The 20,039-nt window shown below is 45.4% G+C and carries 18 protein-coding genes, 1 pseudogene and 1 riboswitch; of the genes and pseudogenes, 2 read left to right on the top strand and 17 right to left on the bottom strand.

Annotated elements, in window-relative coordinates; genetic code table 11:
• Positions 1 to 68: 68 nt before the first annotated feature.
• The 4 genes from AC6RGY_RS04745 to AC6RGY_RS04730 all read right to left on the bottom strand — a co-directional run bounded on the left by AC6RGY_RS04745 (position 69) and on the right by AC6RGY_RS04730 (position 3,048).
• Positions 69 to 857 (bottom strand): DUF6612 family protein, encoded by a 789-nt coding sequence (locus AC6RGY_RS04745; RefSeq protein ID WP_499860064.1) that lies wholly within the window; start codon positions 855 to 857, stop codon positions 69 to 71.
• Between the two features lie 170 nt (positions 858 to 1,027).
• Positions 1,028 to 1,513: a spore germination protein GerW family protein gene (locus AC6RGY_RS04740; protein ID WP_499860061.1), complete on the bottom strand. Its 486-nt coding sequence runs from the start codon at positions 1,511 to 1,513 to the stop codon at positions 1,028 to 1,030.
• On the bottom strand, positions 1,486 to 2,163 hold the full coding sequence (locus AC6RGY_RS04735) for a DUF2953 domain-containing protein (protein ID WP_499860059.1): 678 nt from the start codon (positions 2,161 to 2,163) through the stop codon (positions 1,486 to 1,488). Before AC6RGY_RS04735 ends, AC6RGY_RS04740 begins: the two co-directional genes overlap by 28 nt.
• 126 nt (positions 2,164 to 2,289) lie before the next feature.
• On the bottom strand, positions 2,290 to 3,048 hold the full coding sequence (locus AC6RGY_RS04730) for an alpha/beta hydrolase family protein (RefSeq protein WP_499860056.1): 759 nt from the start codon (positions 3,046 to 3,048) through the stop codon (positions 2,290 to 2,292).
• Between the two features lie 118 nt (positions 3,049 to 3,166).
• Between AC6RGY_RS04730 and AC6RGY_RS04725 the strand changes: the two genes are divergently transcribed.
• Positions 3,167 to 3,655, top strand: a complete 489-nt coding sequence (locus AC6RGY_RS04725) for a hypothetical protein (RefSeq protein ID WP_499860054.1) — start codon at positions 3,167 to 3,169, stop codon at positions 3,653 to 3,655.
• Positions 3,656 to 3,706: 51 nt separating this feature from the next.
• On the opposite strand, the gene scpB is transcribed toward AC6RGY_RS04725, so the two are convergent.
• From scpB to AC6RGY_RS04670, 11 genes are all read right to left on the bottom strand, one after another.
• On the bottom strand, positions 3,707 to 4,438 hold the full coding sequence (scpB, locus tag AC6RGY_RS04720; RefSeq protein WP_499860051.1) for an SMC-Scp complex subunit ScpB: 732 nt from the start codon (positions 4,436 to 4,438) through the stop codon (positions 3,707 to 3,709).
• Positions 4,404 to 5,201, bottom strand: a complete 798-nt coding sequence (locus tag AC6RGY_RS04715; RefSeq protein WP_499860048.1) for a segregation and condensation protein A — start codon at positions 5,199 to 5,201, stop codon at positions 4,404 to 4,406. The genes scpB and AC6RGY_RS04715 overlap by 35 nt, the downstream gene beginning before the upstream one ends.
• Positions 5,202 to 5,326: 125 nt before the next feature.
• The gene (gene ribH, locus AC6RGY_RS04710) at positions 5,327 to 5,797 is read right to left on the bottom strand and encodes a 6,7-dimethyl-8-ribityllumazine synthase (RefSeq protein WP_499860044.1); all 471 of its coding nucleotides are present in this window, start codon (positions 5,795 to 5,797) and stop codon (positions 5,327 to 5,329) included.
• A gap of 104 nt (positions 5,798 to 5,901) precedes the next feature.
• Positions 5,902 to 7,101 (bottom strand): bifunctional 3,4-dihydroxy-2-butanone-4-phosphate synthase/GTP cyclohydrolase II, encoded by a 1,200-nt coding sequence (locus tag AC6RGY_RS04705; protein ID WP_499860040.1) that lies wholly within the window; start codon positions 7,099 to 7,101, stop codon positions 5,902 to 5,904.
• Between the two features lie 16 nt (positions 7,102 to 7,117).
• Entirely contained in the window at positions 7,118 to 7,768 is a 651-nt protein-coding gene (gene ribE, locus AC6RGY_RS04700) for a riboflavin synthase (RefSeq protein ID WP_499860035.1), read from the bottom strand.
• The gene (ribD, locus tag AC6RGY_RS04695; RefSeq protein ID WP_499860033.1) at positions 7,753 to 8,874 is read right to left on the bottom strand and encodes a bifunctional diaminohydroxyphosphoribosylaminopyrimidine deaminase/5-amino-6-(5-phosphoribosylamino)uracil reductase RibD; all 1,122 of its coding nucleotides are present in this window, start codon (positions 8,872 to 8,874) and stop codon (positions 7,753 to 7,755) included. The genes ribE and ribD overlap by 16 nt, the downstream gene beginning before the upstream one ends.
• A gap of 232 nt (positions 8,875 to 9,106) precedes the next feature.
• A riboswitch (FMN riboswitch) is annotated at positions 9,107 to 9,251 on the bottom strand.
• 167 nt (positions 9,252 to 9,418) lie between these two features.
• Positions 9,419 to 10,393, bottom strand: a complete 975-nt coding sequence (locus AC6RGY_RS04690; protein WP_499860032.1) for a COX15/CtaA family protein — start codon at positions 10,391 to 10,393, stop codon at positions 9,419 to 9,421.
• A gap of 371 nt (positions 10,394 to 10,764) precedes the next feature.
• Complete coding sequence (locus AC6RGY_RS04685) at positions 10,765 to 12,846, bottom strand: SBBP repeat-containing protein (protein ID WP_499860031.1); 2,082 nt, start codon at positions 12,844 to 12,846, stop codon at positions 10,765 to 10,767.
• Positions 12,847 to 13,164: 318 nt separating this feature from the next.
• Positions 13,165 to 15,747 (bottom strand): FtsX-like permease family protein, encoded by a 2,583-nt coding sequence (locus AC6RGY_RS04680; RefSeq protein WP_499860030.1) that lies wholly within the window; start codon positions 15,745 to 15,747, stop codon positions 13,165 to 13,167.
• Positions 15,744 to 16,427, bottom strand: coding sequence for an ABC transporter ATP-binding protein (locus tag AC6RGY_RS04675; RefSeq protein WP_499861462.1), 684 nt, complete (start codon positions 16,425 to 16,427; stop codon positions 15,744 to 15,746). The genes AC6RGY_RS04680 and AC6RGY_RS04675 overlap by 4 nt, the downstream gene beginning before the upstream one ends.
• 63 nt (positions 16,428 to 16,490) lie before the next feature.
• Complete coding sequence (locus AC6RGY_RS04670; protein WP_499860029.1) at positions 16,491 to 17,759, bottom strand: sensor histidine kinase; 1,269 nt, start codon at positions 17,757 to 17,759, stop codon at positions 16,491 to 16,493.
• 219 nt (positions 17,760 to 17,978) lie between these two features.
• Here AC6RGY_RS04670 and AC6RGY_RS04665 point away from each other — a divergent pair.
• A protein-coding gene (locus tag AC6RGY_RS04665) for an IS3 family transposase (RefSeq protein ID WP_499860028.1) occupies positions 17,979 to 19,105 on the top strand; the annotation gives its coding sequence in 2 pieces (ribosomal slippage) (positions 17,979 to 18,177 and positions 18,177 to 19,105; 1,128 coding nt in all).
• Here AC6RGY_RS04665 and AC6RGY_RS04660 read toward each other — a convergent pair.
• Positions 19,077 to 19,817 (bottom strand): hypothetical protein, encoded by a 741-nt coding sequence (locus AC6RGY_RS04660; RefSeq protein WP_499860027.1) that lies wholly within the window; start codon positions 19,815 to 19,817, stop codon positions 19,077 to 19,079. The two genes, AC6RGY_RS04665 and AC6RGY_RS04660, sit on opposite strands and share 29 nt — an antisense overlap.
• Before the next feature lie 44 nt (positions 19,818 to 19,861).
• Positions 19,862 to 20,038, bottom strand: a pseudogene (locus AC6RGY_RS04655) (transposase); the annotation flags it as partial.
• Position 20,039: the final 1 nt, after the last annotated feature.

Raw genomic sequence — 20,039 nt, 5'->3', positions numbered from 1 at the left:
TAGAATCGATCATTGACATACAAAAAACACGCCCCCTTTTTGGTAAGCGTGCTTTTTATGTCTCCAGCTTATTTTGCGCTCTCTTTCACTTCTTCTGGAATCGTGATCTCCTCTTCCAACTCTCCAGTCAAATTCATTTCATAGTTTAGAGAGAAGGAACCGGCTGAACCTTCTATCTCGATATCATAGGTTTGCACGACTACTTGCTTTTCCGGAAGAAGCGTCTCTTTACTAACATGTACTTCCCGTTTTTCTTCAACCAGCTCTACTTTCGTCATACCGGAATCTTCACCCATCGCCGCCTGCAAATTTTCTTCTGTTCTCTCGAAGTATTCTTTCATATACTCTTTCATTTCTTTTTTGGTCAGTTTAGCTTCCAAGATGTAGAGACCCTCTTCTTCTTTCATTTCCGTTTTGTCAGATGCCTCCGACAGGAATAGCAAGCCTGTCATGGGGTCAAGAATGTATACATCCTCTTCTGCATAAGGGGTTTTCATCCATTCCCCTGTTTCCGACATTTCGTAGAGGGCGCCTTCCTCCATGTAGCTCTCAACCGTTTCTTCGCCCATTCCTTCAATAGATACCGTTTCTTCTCTCGCCATTTTATAAGGTTCATACTCTACGTCATACTTGCCCGTCGAGTCCAATTCGATCGATTGTTTCATGCCTTGTTCCTTCACTTCAATGGTTTGCACACCTTTTGTTTCAAAAGATATTCCTTTTTTCTCAATCATAGCCGATTGTGCTTCGCTCAAAACACCCTCTGCACCCATGATGGCAATCATGATATTACTGCAACCCGTAAACACGAGAGATAAAATAAGTACTACAGCCAAGGAAAAAAATCGTTTATTCATTTCTAATCTCCTCTTTACTATGTATATATATATATTTCTTGAACTACTATATTATTCTATAATAAACAGCCAAAAAAATCTATACTTTTATAGAAAACATCCTGAGCTGTGAATCTGAGGAAAATAATAATATAATATAAAAACCCCGGAAGCACCCGGGGCTTTTACTCCTAGATATCGTTTTTCGGTTCAGCGCATTTATCTTCTTTCTTTCCTGACTTCACCATGCCTTGAAGCCGATCCATCAAATGGGGAGCTGCGTCTAATAAGCGGTCATATAAGTGGGTTGTGCCTTCCATATTGAGAATACGAATGCCTTTGCCATTAACAACCAAGAAAGCCACTGGCGAGATCGACATGCCACCCCCGCTCCCGCCACCAAAAGGGAGCTTTCCCGAGGAAGAGCTTCCATCCCCGGAAGCAGAACCGCCACCGCCTCCACCACCGCTATCTTCGTCATTGCCTTCCTCAGAAGACCTGCCACCTTTAAATTCACTACCACCAGCGGCAAAGCCAAAGCCCACCCTGGAGACTGGAATTATCACACTTCCATCAGGTGTTTCCACAGGATCTCCGATAATGGTGTTCACATCCACCATCTGCTTGATGTTTTCCATTGCCGTTGACATTAAACCTTGTATGGGGTGTTCGGCCACTCCAGATTTCCCCCTTTACGTGAGTATCGCAGAATACGAATTCCCGTAAGGATAGCTTGCCCTACCCGAAAACGGATCATGCAATCCACTTCTGTCTGTAAAATTGCCTCATTAAAGCGAGGAATCAGTTGGATATCTGGTGGATCGATCCACTTGATATACGACCCGAGAACACCCACAAGGGTGCTTTTCACTCCCCATCCCATTCCTGCAAGTACACCTGTTTCGGCTGCATCACCTGTCCCCAGTGAAGTATGCCAGGTCAACTCCTCACAATAAACATGGGATAAAAAACGCTTCATGATACTCGACAATCCAAATACATCTTCTTGCACCTGCTTCACTTGTTTGCGCAATCGCTTCACAGTGCCTAAGGTTATCCGATCCGTCCACGTTTTCTTTTCCTTCGCACCTGAAGCATCGGTTTGTTCTGTCCGAACATCTACTCCGCCTTTAGCAGATAAATCAAGGGAAGGCAACTGATAACGAAAGCGTATCAATCCCCACAGCAAGTAAATCTGCAAGCCTGCATCATCATCTTCGCCGCGCCGGGAGTAATAGAGGTGGATTCGTACACTGGTGAAAAAGAAAATCAGTACGCACATTAGCAGGAGAGCTACGATGATTAGGACAACCTTTATTTGACCCACCCCCTGTCTTGCCTATATTATCCACAAACTAGCCATGGATCATGCAAAGACAAGGAGATTTCATCCAATTTGAATCAACCCAATCAGCAACCACATGATTGAACACAAAGTGAAGATGAGTCCCCCCTACTCCAACCATTTCTTATACCATGAAAGAGCGAGTTGTTCCAATTCGTTCATATGATTATGAAAATGATGTTCTGCTCCAGAGATGATTTCTATACGAGATGAAGGGGGTAACCACTGCAAGGCTTTACGAGAGTAAGTGGCAAGAAGCCTTTCTTCTTCTCCTTGATCTCCATGGATGATTAGAACTGGACAAGTGATAGTAGGGAGTAAAGTTTCCTGCTTTATTTCTGCAAAATCAGACAAACTTTGTCGCTCGTGTCGCACTTCTTTTCGCCATACAAGCGATTCACGATGAAAGGTAATGGTGCCATCACGCTCTAGCTCCTGTTGCTCTTCACTGGAAAGCAGAGCGTCCCAATCGTATTCCATCGGTCCGGTTAAAGCACCCGTTAATACCATCGCTTCCACATCGACTTCAAATGCGCGCAAAGCTACGTAGCTACCATGACTATGTCCATGAAGAGCGATTCGGCTAAAACTTTGTGATCTCACCCACTGAAGCGCTGCACACAAGTCTTCTTCGCGCTTGGTTACGGTGACGTTCTCCCCATCACTCTCACCGTAACCAGCCGAATCGAAGGCAAAGACATGATATCCCGCACGAGTGAACGTATTGGCTAGCCGATCAAATCGCCCCTCCGATGATTTATCAGAGACAAAGCCATGAAGGAGAACAATGATGGCCTCCCTTGTCGAAGGATAGTAATGACCCACCAACCGTTGATTGCGCGCATTGTAAAAATAAATCTTCTCCATTACAGCCCCCATCCTTCGTTTCACTGCTCTCACTTTCGTTTGTGATATGATGTGCCTAACCCTACAGACAGTCATCATCTTATATCTAGTAAAACCTCAGAGACAGGAGAATGAGCGTATGGTCGTTTTACCAGCTGGCATCACCGGATTCATTGACTATGATAATAACCATTCTCGCTCTTCCTCACCTTCTGTCCGCGAATGGAAAAGCATTTGCTCCCACGCAGCATTCCACTTACAAGGAAGCATTCTTGCCTTTCACGAGCCTGATGTTACCCCCAACTTTTATAGTTGTCACGCCGCTTTTGATAAACAAGAGGTCCATATTCTCCTTCATACCCTTCATCCCTATGTAACCATCGCTCATACTGCTACGTTCTCGGGGATTAAATTTATTGATCATCCAAGGTTAACAACCTTCTTGCAAAAAAATAGTCCTTATACCGTTCTCACCGAAGAAGCGTGTGAGACTCCCCTTGAAATTCGCTTTAAAGGTCAAGAGGTTCAGCTCTCTCAACCTCAAGAACTAAGCCAAAATGAGCTACGTGAGGTTGCCTACTGGAAACCGCAAACAGTTGGAGAGCTCATCTTCAATTTTTGGGATTAAAATCTTTATGAAAAGGAGAGTTCTTTCAACCTCCCCCTTTCGTAAGAAATATTAAGATGACTCTTCTTCTTTATCCTCACTAGAATCGGTTATTGTTTCTTCCATAGTTATAGGCTCGCTTTCCTCTTGACTCTCAACGAGTTCGAGCTCGCTCTTTCCTTCCTTGTCTTCTTCAACCGCTGAAGCATCCAGCATGACTTCTTCTCGACCAACACCTAAACGCTGGTACAGCGCTTCTCGCTCCGATTCCCACTCCGCCCATTCAAAGAGAGAGTCCGGCTCGGGCAATTCTTGCAGGTGGCTCAACCCTAAATATTCCAAAAATGCTTTCGAGGTACCATACAGAATCGGACGTCCGATCGCTTCTGCTCGACCCACCTCTTTCGTCAAACCTTTCCTTCCTAGTGATTGAATCGTTTTATCACACTTTACTCCACGAATTTCTTCAATCTCAATACGGGTAATCGGTTGCCGATACGCAATGATAGCAAGTGTCTCCAATGCCGCACGTGACATTTGTGCACGATTGGAACTAGAAGCTAGCTTCGTCAGGTAAGGAGCATGCTCGGCCAATGTGGTCAGCTGATATGCTTCCGCAACCCGGACGATTTGCACCCCCCGCCCCGCTGCTTTCCAGTCGGACTGCATTTCTTTGATCAGCGTTTTCACTTCTTTGGCTGTTACTTCCACCACCTCAGCCAATTCACGCAGCGTAAGCCCCTCTTCTCCTGCAGCTAGGAGCAATCCTTCAATAATCGCTTGCTTCTGCTGAGATGGGTTCACCAACATCCTCTCCTTCTCTCTCTATAGGTTCAATAATCATTTCCTCATCACTATGGTGTTGCCACACACGAATCCGCTTCAATTTCATCAATTCAAGCACGGCGAGAAAGGTGGTAATCACCCGTTCCCGTGTCCACACTTGATAGGAGAGTAGCTCGGTAAAAGAACGCTTTTTCGTCCTCGTCATCTCCGTCATAATTTCATTCATCCGATCACTAACAGAAATTTCTTCCCGTGTCATATTGGTCATGGGTTCTTCTTCCTGCTCGCGTTCTTGTTGCTGCCGGAGCGCTCCGACAAACACCTCCAATAAATCATCCGGACGTACCCCTTGCACTGGGTTGGGTGTTTCCATATAGGAAGAAAGATCCATCGGATCGCGTGTATATACCTGTTGCCAGTTGCCCTCACGTTCACGCAATTCTTGTGCCAAACGCTTGTATTTCTTATATTCCAACAGCCGTTGAACCAGCTCTTCCCGCGGGTCCAGCATCATCCCATCTTCCATTAAAGGATCATCAACAAAAAGCTCTTGTTTCGGAAGAAGCATCCGACTCTTAATCGACAATAATGTCGCCGCCATCACCAAAAACTCACTTGCTACTTCCAAGTGTCGCTCCTGCATCTGATCCAGGACAGATAAATACTGTTCCGTAATGCGTGCAATAGGTACTTCGTAAATGTCCATCTCTGCTCGCTCAATCAGCTGCAAGAGCAAGTCGAGTGGACCTTCAAACGTCTCTAATTTAATCTTAATATCCATTTTTCGCACACCCCCCTTTCCACTTTTCATCCCCATAGAGAAAAGAAGGGGGACACGTACCCCCTTCTTCCCTATCCATCCCTTATCCTACCCGCAAAGCATCACTCAAGAGGTGAAATTCTTCTTTATTTCCCTAACGATCGGGATAAATTGGCCATCTCAATAGCAGAAGCCGCCGCTTCCCAGCCTTTATTCCCCGCTTTGGTTCCCGCCCGTTCAATCGCTTGTTCAATGGTGTCCACGGTTAAAACACCGAAGATGATGGGAAGTCCATGTTTCAGGTTGATCGCAGATACGCCTTTCGCTGCTTCGTTACAGACATAGTCAAAGTGCGGGGTCGATCCACGGATAACCGCCCCCAATGTGATGATGGCATCGTAACGCCCTGAATCCGCCATCTGATCCGCAATCAATGGAATTTCGAATGCTCCTGGTACCCAGGCAATGTCCACTCCTTCTTCGTCAACGCCATGGCGACGGAGGGCATCCTGCGCCCCGCCCAATAACTTCCCCGTGATAAACTCATTGAAACGGCCAACAACAATGCCAATACGAAGCCCTTTTCCCACCAGATTGCCTTCATATGTTTTACCCATCACAAACACGCTCCTTCGTTACAATAAATGTATTTTTGGTAATCGTATGTTTCCCCTCCTTATGCGTAACTTTCTATCGCAGGAGGGGAGTAAGTGCTTTTTCATTAAAAATGTAGCAGATGGCCCAACTTGCTTTTCTTCGTATATAGATATTGTTCATTATTGATATTGGCAGGCATTTGAATAGGTAAGACTTCGACCACTTCTAAACCGTACCCTTTCAATCCCGTGATTTTACGCGGGTTATTGGTGAGAAGACGCATCTGACTCACGCCGAGATCCCGCAGAATTTGCGCACCAATCCCGTATTCCCGCAAGTCAGGACCAAACCCTAACTTCTCATTGGCTTCCACCGTGTCATACCCTTGTTCTTGTAACTCGTAGGCACGTAGTTTATTTAACAGCCCAATCCCGCGCCCTTCTTGCCGCATATATAGAAGGACGCCTGAACCTTCTTCACTGATTTGCGCAAGTGCTGTGTGGAGTTGTGGCCCACAGTCACAGCGATACGAACCGAAGACATCACCGGTTAAACATTCCGAGTGGACACGTACCATTACGGGCTTCGTCGGGTCAATCTCTCCTTTGACGAGAGCTACATGTTCCTTGCCATCCACTTCATTTTTGTAACCAACCGCTCGAAAATCGCCAAAGGCAGTCGGCATCCGCACCGAGGCAACCCGTTCTACTAGCTTCTCTTTTTTGTTCCGATATTGAATGAGGTCTTGAATCGTAATCATTTTCAAGTCATGCTCACGCGCAATCTCCATCAGATCAGGTACACGAGCCATCGTTCCATCTTCCTTCACTACTTCACAGATGACCGCTGCCGGATAAGAACCGCACATCCGTGCCAAATCTACGGAAGCTTCCGTGTGACCGGCGCGCCGTAATACCCCACCCTCTTTTGCAATCAAAGGGAAGATGTGTCCCGGTCGGCGGAAATCACGAGGCTTCGCATGAGGATCAATCAGAGCACGAATCGTGTCCGCCCGTTCATAAGCAGAAATTCCTGTCGTACTCTCATGATGATCCACGGAAACCGTAAAAGCGGTACCGTGCGTATCCGTATTGTGATTAACCATGAGGGGCAAATCCAATTCTTGTGCCCGTTCAGCTGTGAGGGGTGTACAAACCAAACCACGACCGTGCGTAATCATAAAATTGATAACCTCTGGCGTCGCTTTCTCTGCTAAAACAACAAAATCCCCTTCATTTTCACGGTCCTCATCATCTACAACGATAACCACTTTCCCTTGCATCAGATCATAAATGGCATCCTCAATCGGGTGAAATGCATCCATTTCGTTATCCCCCTTTTTAGGCAAAACCTAGACTCGTTAGTTTCTCTTTCGTTATTCCTTCTTCACCTGGTTCTTTAATCAGCTCTTGCAACTGCTTCCGTATATATTTCCCCATCATGTCGCACTCAATATTAACTGAATCACCCACACTGGCTTGCTGCAATTGCGTTTCTTCCAAGGTATGCGGGATAATCGAAACCGCAATATGGTCACTCGATACCTCAAAGAGAGTCAGGCTGATCCCATTTAGGGCTACTGATCCTTTTTCAATCATATTGCGGGTCAACGTAGAGGGTACTTGCAAACGGAAGAGGATGGCATTTTCCACTGGCTTGCGTTGTACGATCTCACCGACCCCATCCACATGACCTTGCACAAAATGACCACCAAAACGGTCACCCGCTGCCATCGCCCGTTCCAAGTTGACGAGAGAGCCACTCCGTAGTGCGCCCAATTGCGTATGCAACATCGTCTCTGGCATCACATCCGCTGTAAATGAATCATGGTCAAAGCGAACCACCGTGAGACAAACCCCATTGATAGCGATGCTGTCACCCAGTTTCACATTTTCCAGCACCTTTTTACAGCCAATGGTCAGTTTCATCGTCAATCCTTGTTGCCTCTTCTGACGAACCGTGCCGACCTCTTCTATCAGTCCTGTAAACATGAATCACCCTCGCTTTCCTTTTTCACGTCTCCTTTGATCATTACATCATCCTTGTAGGTTTTTAGCGTAAGGTTTTCCAGCTCAACTGCGTCCTTCATTTGTTCAAAGCCCGTCCCCTCGATCGGAGTTGGACTGCTTGAACCACCAAGTAATTTAGGGGCGACAAACGCCACTACCTGGTCAATCAGGCCGGCAGTCAGAAGGGAGCCATTTAACCTACCGCCTCCTTCTACCAAGACCGACAGGATATTCTGCTTACCCAGATAGGTAAAAAGCTGATCCAGATCGACACGTGCTCCACTTCCACAAGGGATCACTTTGACACCCTTCTTCTCCAGCTGTTCTCTTTTCTTCTCGTCTACTTGGTTCGTACAGAAGACCCATGTTTCCGCTTCGTTCGTATCCACCACGGGTGTATCCAACGGAATTCTCAGAGTAGAATCGACGATCACACGGATGGGGTGTTTGCCCCCTTCCGGCAACCGTGTGGTCAAACGAGGGCGATCCGCCAGCACGGTACCAATACCCACCATGATCGCATCCCTGTCATGACGCATGCGATGGACAGCTGCTCGCGACTGCTCATTGGTCACCCATTGGCTATCCCCTGTTGCTGTCGCAATTTTGCCATCCAAAGTCATCGCCGTCTTCAGCGTCACCAGTGGGCGACCGGTGAGGCGATGATGGAAATAAGCTTCATTTAGTAGCCGACATTCCTCTTCTAATACGCCTACTTCTACTTCCACTCCCGCTTGACGCAGGCGCTCAATGCCTGTACCAGCCACGCGCTCATCGGCATCTTCTACGCCAACCACTACTTTGGCGATACGGGCATCGATGACGGCGTTCGTACAAGGGGGAGTCCGGCCATAATGACTACAAGGTTCTAAAGTAACATAAAGCGTCGCCCCAGCTGCGTTTTCTCCCGCCATCGCCAGTGCGTGCACTTCCGCATGCGGCGTTCCTGCTTTTAGATGGGCTCCACTGCCAATTAATTGTCCATTTTTCACAATCACCGCACCAACCATCGGGTTGGGGGATGTTTGTCCTTGGGCACTGCTTGCCAAGGTAAGCGCCAATTGCATCCATTCTTCGTGTCGATTCATCTATAGCCTCCCACCATTCATCAAAAAAAGCCCCGATTCGTTTCGAGGCTTTTTCATGAGGGAATCAGGAGGGTCCATATCTAGCGACAACGCAAAGAAGCGTCATCTCTTAGACAACAATCTCAATCGATTCTGATGACAAATGAGCGCACACGTAAAGAAACCTCGAATAGTAAAAATTACCAATCAAGTAAACTGCACTCATCGCTATCATTCATCGTGACCGCTCCTGTTCACCCTTCTCCCATCCAGACTTTCACTGTCGGCCCCGGAGTTGCACCGGATCCACCGCAAAGTTGCGGGTCACGGACTGAAGGGGAGTGCAAGACTTCCCTATCACCGCCGGTCGGGATTTTCACCCAGCCCCGAAGGATGTACAGTATGCTATTTACTTTCGTACATCTACCGTAAGTATACTGGATTGCGTAATGAATGTCTATTCAATATTAAGATATGGGCAAGATCATCCATAACGAAAGAAGCCAAAAAGCCCCTTCCTCTATTCGAGAAAGGGACTCTCTTCATTAGAATGGTCAAAGGAACATTATACCGATGAGTTCTTCTCTTTCGTCGATACCTTATTGCCCTTCTTCCACGGCCATCCTACTTGCATGCATAGATAGCAGAGGGCGGCAAAAAAGAGCGATACAATGGTGGTATGAGTTAATGCCATCATCAAATAATAGCGCACGGGAAGGAGGACAATCGAAATTCCACTGGCCGCTTGCAATGTAACAAAGAGAAACCCGAGAACACTTCCCCAGTACAAGTCACGTCGCTCTCGATAGTGACGGATGATCCATACCATCAACATCAATGCCAACAACCAAGCCACTATCGCAAATAGACGGTGCGTAATTTGTACTCCCGCAGGAGTTATCAGGTCAGGGAGGAAGCGATCCCCACAGAGAGGAAATGAAGGGCATCCCATGGTAGCTCCAGCATGACGAACATAAGCACCAGTATAAATCACTAGATAAACATAACAGGCATACACCCAGATGAATGTTCGCAAACGGTTACTTAAGCCCCGGCGCTTCTCCTTTGCCTCCATCACTCGTCCCGCTGTCTTTTGAAATAAATAAATGGATAATAAGGCAACCGCGGCGAAACAGATAAGAGAGAATCCAAAGTGGAGCGCCATCGTCATATCTTCACGCCATGCCGTACCGTCTTGCCCCCAAACCACCGTAGCGGCTCCCAGTAGTCCTTGTAAGATGATAAAAAAGACACTCGTAAAGCCGAGAAATTTCACCGTGCGATCCTGACGAAAGGCCAGCCATGACCAGATGGCAAGAACGACGACCACCAGACCGACAAGTCCTGAAACTGCGCGATGACTATATTCAATCATCGTGGTTACCGTCGCATAGGTAGGGAAGACCTCACCATGACAAAAGGGCCACGTTCGCCCACAACCTTCTCCCGAATCTGTCTTGGTAACCAGTGCTCCCATAAGTAAAATGAGATAGGTGCTAAAAGCAGCAAATACGGAAAATCCTTTTAACGAACGGTGCATTTGTACCCCCTCCTTCACAACATATATCTCGAATCATTGCTCACTTAAGTTTTTTAAATCTCGCTTACTCTCCTTTATTCTCGGAACGACTTTCATTCATTCCGCTGTCCTGGAGGCATCGAAGATTTCCTATTTTCTATAAAGAGTCAGCATCACAACATCGCTATTTATTCTACCACAACACACAAATCCATCATGCACAGGCTATCGTTTCGGCACAAGATAGTCACAGACAAAGGTAGCATACAAAAATAAAAGCACTCTATTTTACTGGCCGTTACAATTTTGATTGGCCAGGACAGAATGCTGATTCAACTTCCCTATCAACTATCATGATATGAAACTTCCCCTGAAAAACCCTGCTTAGGATGCTACAGCCCCATTGCTCCTCCATCCGTACCACGCGGTCCTCTCGGCCCTCTTGGTCCTCGTCGCCCTCGTGGACCTGGCATTCCTATTGCACCTGTTGGACCAATTGGACCAGTCGGACCCGTTGGGCCCGCTGGACCGGTTGCAACAATAGGGGGCAATTCCCCTATTTTCATAACGAAGGCATCGGAACCTCCTCCAAAAATACTCTGAAAAGCATTAGAAGTGACAGGGAAGTTCGACGAATTTGTACTTCCTGTAAAATAAGCATTACCGAGCGTGTCAAGGGCCACACTCAATCCTTGATCTATATTGCGACCCCCTAGATAGGATGAGAAAGAAAGTCCTTGACCCAAAAAACTAAGTTGCGTGATAAAGGCATCTTGAGTTCCAGTTAGGCTGTCTTGAAAAGCATTAGATGTTAGCGGAAAGTTATTGGACAGTGTGTAACCCGTCACCCAAGCTGCTCCAAGTGAATCCACTGCAATGTCGTTGCCGACATCAAATTGATTTCCTCCTAAGTAAGTAGAATACACCAGGGCGTTTCCGTTCGCATTGAACTTGGTCACAAAGACATTTTCAGTCCCCCCCAACATTGTCTGAAAAGCATTGAGGGTGGTGGGGAAGTTTGCTGAGGTGGTTGATCCAGTTACATAAGCATTCCCATCATCATCCAGAGAGATGCCATTGCCTGCATTAAAGGTAAACCCTCCATTTCCACCTAAAAAGGTGGAATAAATTAAGCTACTTCCTGCCCCGTTCAATTTGGTCACAAAGGCATCGGTAATTCCTCTTAATTGAGTTTGAAAAGCCCCCGATGTCACAGGAAAATTGACCGATGATGTCTGTCCCGTTACATAGGCATTGGCGTTTTCATCCAATGAAATTCCAAAACCTGTACTTTCTTCACCCAACAAGGTGGAGTAAATTAAACTGCTACCTATCCCGTTCAACTTTGTTACAAATCCATAGTTTCCTTTGACAGATGCGGTCTGAAATGCACCTGAGGTTGTTGGAAAATCGGTGGAATTTGTTTGACCTGTTACATACGCATTTTCTGATTGATCGATGGCCAGATCACATCCTGAATCGAAACCACTTCCTCCAAGATAAGTGGAATAAAGAAGAGAAGTCCCGGTGGAGTTAAGCCGAGTCACAAAAGCAGCACATGGCCCGCTCAATGTCGTTTGAAAAGCGCCAGATGTAACAGGAAAGTTTGTCGATACAGTTGAACCAGCGATAAAAGCATGACAACTTGCATCATCTACCACAATCCCAGTAAAGGCAGGAAAGGCAATCAGTGAACCTGTCCCTCCAAGATAGGTGGAATAAATCAAGGATGTTCCCGTGGCATTAAACCGCGTTATAAAGAAATCAATCCCTCTCACGATCGTTTGAAAAGCCCCGGATGTAATAGGAAAATCTGTAGACGAGGTTTTCCCCGTAATATACGCGTCTCCACCCGCGTCAACTGCAATCCCTTGCCCTTGATCAAAGTTATTCCCGCCTAAGTAAGTGGAGTAGAACACCACAGGGTCAATGATGAGTAGTTGGGTTGAATCATAAGTCGCTAGGCTAAACCCAAAGGAAGCATCGGGAAGAAGGCGAAACACTGTTGCAACCATTCGCTTCTTCCCTTGCACCCACTGAAAGCTCATCGGTTGTTCTTCGTTGAGAAGTCCGTGTGGCGTATGGATCAATAAATCTCCTTGCTCATTTAATGCCACTCCGTCTCCACCCTCATATTTCAGACGAATATCCTCCACACTTGCCCCTGGATGAACCACCACATCATACTTCAACTGTTCTCCCATCCCAGAGAACACCACATCAATTCCCTGCCACACGCTTTCGTAGACAACCTGCTGAATTCTCTGTTCTTCTTGATTTCTCCGTCGCGGGCTGACATCCTTACGCGCATCCACAAATCGCAACATCAACTGCGTCGATTCGCCCAGCGTATACCTTACTCCCTCCGGCAAAAAAGTGTACAGAATCCCCTGACATTCTGCCGTATAAATACCTTTGTCATCTCCCCAGTCACACGCTTCGAATAGAAATCCAGCCTTCTTTATACTCTTCACTCCATATCCCTCCGTTGAATGTCACCCTGATGCTTTATCCTATGATCAACATCCATCCTGGGTATGGGCATGATGACACAATCCCGTCGATTGAAGTATACACCCCGCTCTATTGCGTCATCCTTGAGGTGTTCGCTTGGTTCATACGAGCTCCATTCATACCTCTTCTCACGTAAAAAATTGGTTCGTGGTAAAGGCCCCACCGGTTCCCAGTCCCACCCCTATCCGTTTTTAGGAGGACCAATTCAAACTGAAAGGAGCAACCTCTCCGGTCTTATACCGAAGCAAGGTTGCTCCAATTCACATCATCCACTCTATCTAATCCATCATCCGAATATCTTCCATAGTGTGGATATTACTAAGTCGCTTCAGCGGAGGCAGCGTAGAAAGAACCCCTATCCCTACAGTCACTACGACGATGATCCCTATATCAAGCCAGGGAGTGGACCAGGCGATACCCAATTCGCGATTCATCGTCATATGCAGCAAGTAAGAGAGAGGCAATCCAATAAGGATCCCATAGGTCGCACCTGTTAACCCATAAAACCCTCCTTCTGTCACCATCATGATCTGAAGTTGGCGTTTACTCATCCCAATCGATTGAAGCATCGCAAACTCTCGCTTTCGAAGTAGCAGGTTGGTTGTCACTGTATTAAAGATGTTGACACTACCAATCAAGGCGATGACGGAAATAAAGCCATACAAGAAGACCAGAAGTTGAAGTGTAACTGCTTTGTTCGCCTGTTTCTGCTCCACGACATCCATCACTTCGACGGTGTCCTCATCCTCTGTGATCGCTTTCAGTTCTCGTTTTACCTGCTCATAATCCTCTTCCGAGCGAAGTTGGATATCATATCCACTGACCTTGGTCACTTGGGGAAGAGTTCTTCTTTCATTCTCATAGCTCTCCTTATCGATCTTGGACACCAATGACTTGGCGACCTCTTGCGTGGTTATCAATTCAAACCCTCCACTAACATAAGCAGAATCATAGGGAGAGGATTCAAGAATCGCCATCACTTTGACCTGGGGCGTCCGTTTCCCTTCTTCCATCTTTTTTTCTTGTGAATTTCTTTCTCCTATCCCGCCATAGAGATCAAGAGTGAGTCGATCTCCTACGCGGATATCCGCTATGTCCATAAAGGAGGTCTTCTCTTCATTGTAGAGGATATTCTTCATAACCAGGATGACGCCGTTTTCTTCTTCCAATTTCTCTGCGTCGATCTCCCCTGACTTTACATACTTCTTAGCTACTTCCAGCCTTCTCTCGTCATAAATCTCTACAAAGGAATCGATGAATACCTTTTCTTTCTCCGTTCCTGTGGCATCTTGGATGGCTTCATGAAAGATATATTCCTCTGGATCAATCGTTAAATCTTTGCGCAAGAGTAACGTATCCACAGTGAAAGAGTCATATCGTGGATAGACATCTGCTTCCAATCCCTCTATTTGTTGAATAACACGATCAGATAGGAAGAGGGATTCGTCATGTATACCTTCCTCATTCTCATACACCCTATTTTCTAATTGAAAACCCAAATTCATATCTTCATTCATCTGACTTTCGACTCCTGCGTCCATGTAAAAAGAAATGAACGTATTAAATACTAGAAATAATACTACGCTGATCATGACAGAAAAAGTGGTTATCCAGTAGCGCTTCCGGTTTCGACGCATATTTTTATATGCCATCAAGGGTTCAATCCGCCAATGACGGACCACCCACCCTCGTTTACGTTTGATTTTCTCCTTCGTTACTTCCCCCCGTCCCAGAATGGCGTCCATCGGTGAAATCTTACCAGCGCGCCTAGCGGGTAGAAAAGCCGAGATAAAGATGGCACCTAGCGCAATAGCCGTACTAATTAGCAATAAGCGAGGAGAGAGAGAAAGGGAACCCTCGTTGATCCATTCTGTGCCAAATAAATAAAGGATGAGATAAAGAGACCCTACCCCGAATATTAACCCGAGCGGAATCCCCACTAGGCTATAAAAGATTGCTTCTGAAAAAACCAATCGCCGCACCTGAGTAGGTGTCGCGCCTATCGAACGAAGTACCCCAAATTGCTTGGTCTTCTCCAGTACAGAGATGGAAAAAGCGTTATAGACGACAGCAATCGTAGCGATCACCACCAGAGACGTTAAAATTCCGCCAACGATGATCATCGACAAAAACATGCCACTATCACCTGACTCACCAATTAGATCTAATAAATTACTATTTTCATAATAAAAACTTATTGATTCAGAATTTTCTTCTAGCTTCTGAAACTCCAATAAGTTTTCTCGGATGGAAGTCTCCGCTTTTAGTTCGGCATACACATGAGTCCTCTCGTCTACTTGAGAGCGGTCCCCCAATAGAGTGATCGCTTGCCCCTTTCGTTCACTCTGCGAAAAAAGATCGTTTCGCAAGATCCCTACCACCTGAAAGGACCTTTCCTCCTCTTTCACGGTCAAACGAACCGTATCTCCTATTTGTGGCTCTGGATTCATCTTGTCTACGATCCATTGCTCTATCACGAGTTCATTCTTTCGCTGTGGAAGCTTTCCTTCTACTAGGTGGATGGGAAGCAATTGAAAAGCACCTTCATCGTATTGATCCACTCGCACAGATACATCCTCTTTAATGGGAATCGGCTCTCCACGATCCACCACACCTGTCGTCTCTACTTTTGTATGATTCTCTAGTATAGATAGAGTCGTAGTATCGACTCCTTCATAGGCAAAATGGTAGCTTCCCGCATTTTCAATTACATCTGTAATTTCCTTCTGCTGCAGACTATGAAGCATCGTACTAATCGAGCTGATAAGAGAGACAGCCATCACAATACCTACAATGGTTAGGATCGTACGGCGCTTCTGCTTTTTCAAATAGCGCCAGCCAATCGTGCGATAGCCCTTCATTCTTCCACCCCCTCATCTTGTACGAGCATGCCATCTTGCATGGTCAAGATGCGATCCGCTTCTGCCGCTAGTTGCAGGTCGTGCGTAATGAGAAGTACGGTCTGGTTGTATTTCTTGGCTGTTAGACGTAATAAGTCCATCACTTCGTCTGTACTTTTGGAATCCAGATTGCCTGTGGGTTCGTCCGCTAACAAGATCGAGGGCTTGTATGCCAATGCGCGTCCGATAGCCACTCTTTGTTGCTGTCCTCCTGATAATTCAGAAGGAAGGTGATTCCTTCGTTCGCTCAGCCCCAGCAATTCTAATAGTTCATCGATATGTGCTTGATCCACCTTTTGATGGTCCATTAATATGGGCAAAGTCATATTTTCCTCTACATTAAGGACAGGGATGAGATTGTAGAATTGAAAGATGAAACCCACCTTCCGTCGTCGAAAGACGGCCAAATCTTTTTCCTTAAGTCGTGAAAGTGAAGTCCCTTCGATTCGAATCATGCCCGAGGTCGGCTGGTCCAGTCCACCGATCATATGTAATAACGTACTCTTTCCCGAACCACTCGCTCCTACCACTGCTACAAATTCTCCTTTGTCAATGCTGACATTCACTTCTTTTAATGCTTCTACCTTCGTCTCTCCGTTACCATAGGACTTATGTAAATCGATGGTTTTAATCACTTCCATCATGAAATCCCTCCTTTCTTCTCATCATAGTAGGCGAAGCTTTCATTCCCGTGACATCTTCACTTACGATTTTGTAAGGTGATGAAGAGGCTTGTAGAAAGTAATCGTGAACGTACTTCCCTTTCCTTTTTCACTTGTCACTTTGATCATCCCATCATGCTGATGGACAATCGCTTGTGTGAGGGAGAGACCAATACCAACACTATCTGGACGAGCATTTTGTGCCTTATAGAAGCGACGGAACAGAAAGGGTAGATCTTCTTTGTCTATCCCTCTTCCTTCATCTTGAAAGCGAATTTCGATCACAAAGGGAGATTCCGCAATCGCGACGGTAACCTTCCCACCCACATCAGAGTGTTCAACGGCATTTTTCAATATATTTGTAAATGCTTCGCTCAACCAATTCCCATCATGGACCAGAACCTTCCCTTCAGATGAGGATCGAATCTCTACCTCTATCTCCTTTTGCTCTATTTCAAATTTTAACTGCGAGACACTGCGCTTAAGCGTTCCCAATACATCCTTTTCTGTGCGAACAAGCGTAGTAGCACCTGCCTCCATTCTGGCTGTTTGTAAAAGGGTGGTAATCAACCACTGCATGCGCGCCAATTGTTCATGGAATTTGGAGAGTAGACGTTCTCTTCTTTGTTCATCAAGATCGGATTTTTCTAGTAAGTCTGTTAGAAGAAACATCGAAGCAAGTGGCGTTTTTAATTGATGAGAAACATCCGAGAGAAAGGTTTGTAAAAACATTTTCTCTTTCTCTAAATCTGATATTGTCCGTTTTAGCCTTTCCATCATCAGGTGAAGGTGATGAAGCAGCAGAGAAAACGCTCCTTCACTCGTATCTTCTAGTTCCAATACAGATTGAAATCGACCTTCGACGGCATCCTCTACTCGCTTCGTTACGAGCCTCAGGCGACGAAAGTTTCTAAGATATTCTATATAGACCAACCCTAGCACGGAGCATGCATTTAGGAGGAAAAGACATAGTCCACCCCATTCCACTTCCGAAGAGAAGGTACGAAAGGCTGGAACCATCTCTGCTTCTAAGCCAGTTCCTAGTCCAACCTTTTCAGCCACTTCCTGTCCAGTCGCCACCTCTTCTACTGTTGGATCCTTCGTAAACAGGTGGATAATCTCCTCTTCTAAAGAAGGCTCTTCAAGTAAGACTTTTCCTAAGACGGCTGTTTGTTGTTCAATCCACCTTTGCTTTAATTGCTCTTTCTCAAACGTCACCCATGCCCACAACAGCATCATCCAACAAACTTGTATTAATAGTAGTTTCCATGTGATTCGTTTCACTTCTGGATTTTGAAAAAAAGATTCCATCTCGCTCCTCCTCCATAGATAATCCCCTCTATTTCCCTATACAACAAATACAACGAGAGAGTTCCTCCTCCCTCGCTACGTGAGCGACGGGAAAGAACTGGATCGGCACAGTAGATTGGACAGAAAAATTACGGTCAGGTAGTTCAATCACTAAAGAGGGGCGAACCGATCATGACAAAAAGAAAACAACGCACGTTTACGCACGAATTCAAGCAGTAGATGGTACGATTGCACGAGAATGGCAAGCCAAGAAGAGAAATCATTGAAGAATATGAGTGGACAGCATCCGCTTTTGACGAGTGGATAAGACAAAGCCAGAATAGCGGTTCGTTTAAAGAAAAAGATAACCGCACTCCCGAGGAATCAGAGTTAATGAAGCTAAGAAAAGAAAATCAACGTCTTTTAATGGAGAACGATAGTTTAAAGCAAGCTGCGCTGATCACGGGACGAAAGTAAATGTGATCCGAAATAATCGGCACAAATACTCGGTATCAGCAATGTGCGGTGTCCTACAAATCCCAAGAAATTCATACTACAATGAGAAGAAAAATGAGCCATCGCGAGAGGAAGAACTTGTGGCGATCATTATCGAGATCTTTCATAAGAGCCGTCAAACCTACGGGACACGGAAGATCAAAGTGGAGTTGAAGAAAGAAGGCTGGGCAGTATCTAGAAGGCGAATTGGAGGAATTATGAGAAACCAAGGCCTTGTATCCAAGTACACCGTTGCTCAGTTTCGACCGAGTAAAAGCACCTGTAATGAGTCCAATCTAGCCAATCGGCTCAATCGTGAGTTTCATCAAGATCAAGCGCTGAAAGTGGTTGTAAGCGACTTAACTTACGTCCGTGTTCAGCAGGGGCATGACATCTGTGTTTTTATCGACCTCTTCAATCGCGAAATCATCGGGTATAGTGCGGGAGCGAAAAAGGATGCCCTGCTGGTATACCGTGCCCTTTCTTCCATTCAGCAAGACTTATCAAAAATCGAACTCTTTCATACGGACCGGGGCAATGAATTTAAGAATAGGCTCATTGACGAAGCTCTTGAAACCTTTGAGATTCAACGATCCTTGAGTTTAAAAGGCTCCCCATATGACATTGCCGTAGCAGAAGCCATGTTCAAGGTGATCAAGACAGAGTTTGTTAAAACAGTGCATTTTGAAAGTCTGCAACAACTAGAGTTAGAATTGTTCGACTATGTTCACTGGTTTAATCACTTTCGAATCCACAGCACACTCGATTATTTAACACCGGTAGAGTACAAACAGAGACACCTTAAAAATCTGTCTAGTTTGCTGTTGACAATCCACCCTTTCACTATTTCACACTTACAAACTTATCTTTAAACATATCCCTGACTGGTTCAATCCAAAACACACTATTAATCATCATTCCTAAATGACCATTAGCATTTCCAGATTCATATTCCTTATATAACATCTGTATTTGGGGTTCGTTTGGATCTCCGGCTAATTCATTGAGGTGATTTCTAATATCATCTGTGAAAAAATTGGTAAACTCTTCTGTTGTCCCAGAAATCTTGTATATTTGTTGATCAACTGGGACTTCAATGTACACTTTCTTTACTTCTTCCGGGTGTAACTTAGAAATTAGCAGAGCGTGTGTAAAAGCATCTGAAAGACTCCATACATTTTGTGTGAATTGGTTATCTTCTAAGCCATGCTTCGCATTGCTATTTCTCCACCATAAAAACTCTTCGTTTGACATGAGCCGTGAACTAGAACTAAATTCTTTTGCATAGTCATTATAGGAACTAAAGTAAATGAATTTAGCCACACCATCTTTTATTTCCGCCCTTTTCAAAAAAGATTCAGGGGAAATGGTACGTTGGATGTATTGTTCAAATGTCCCTTCTGATGCTTCATCTCCACTGTTGTTTACCTCATTTTCAGTAGCTTTTTCCTTCTGTAGCTCTATCTCCATATCCATACAAGCAATAAGAATTATCCCCATCATAATGATAATGAGAACGATAAAGAATGTATTTTTTTTCTTGTTCCACTGCACACCTTTATATATTTTCTCCATTTTCCCCAACATATCGTCTCCCTTTCCAGTTGACGTTCGGAACAAATACCCTACAAATAACCAAGGGACATCATCTTAAAGAGAACCACTGGATCGATGGAAGGACGACCGTTGTTCTCACAATAGAGCCCCCGAACTTTCTCGATAATGAAAGAAAAGTCAACATACTGATCCACCTTCCGTAGGAGGTGATCCTCAGGAACCCGCTCCTCAATACAGACGAATTCCATT

Source organism: Mechercharimyces mesophilus (genome assembly GCF_059818345.1).
Note: the sequence above shows the minus strand (reverse complement) of the source record. Positions and strands in the feature narration are given on the sequence as shown.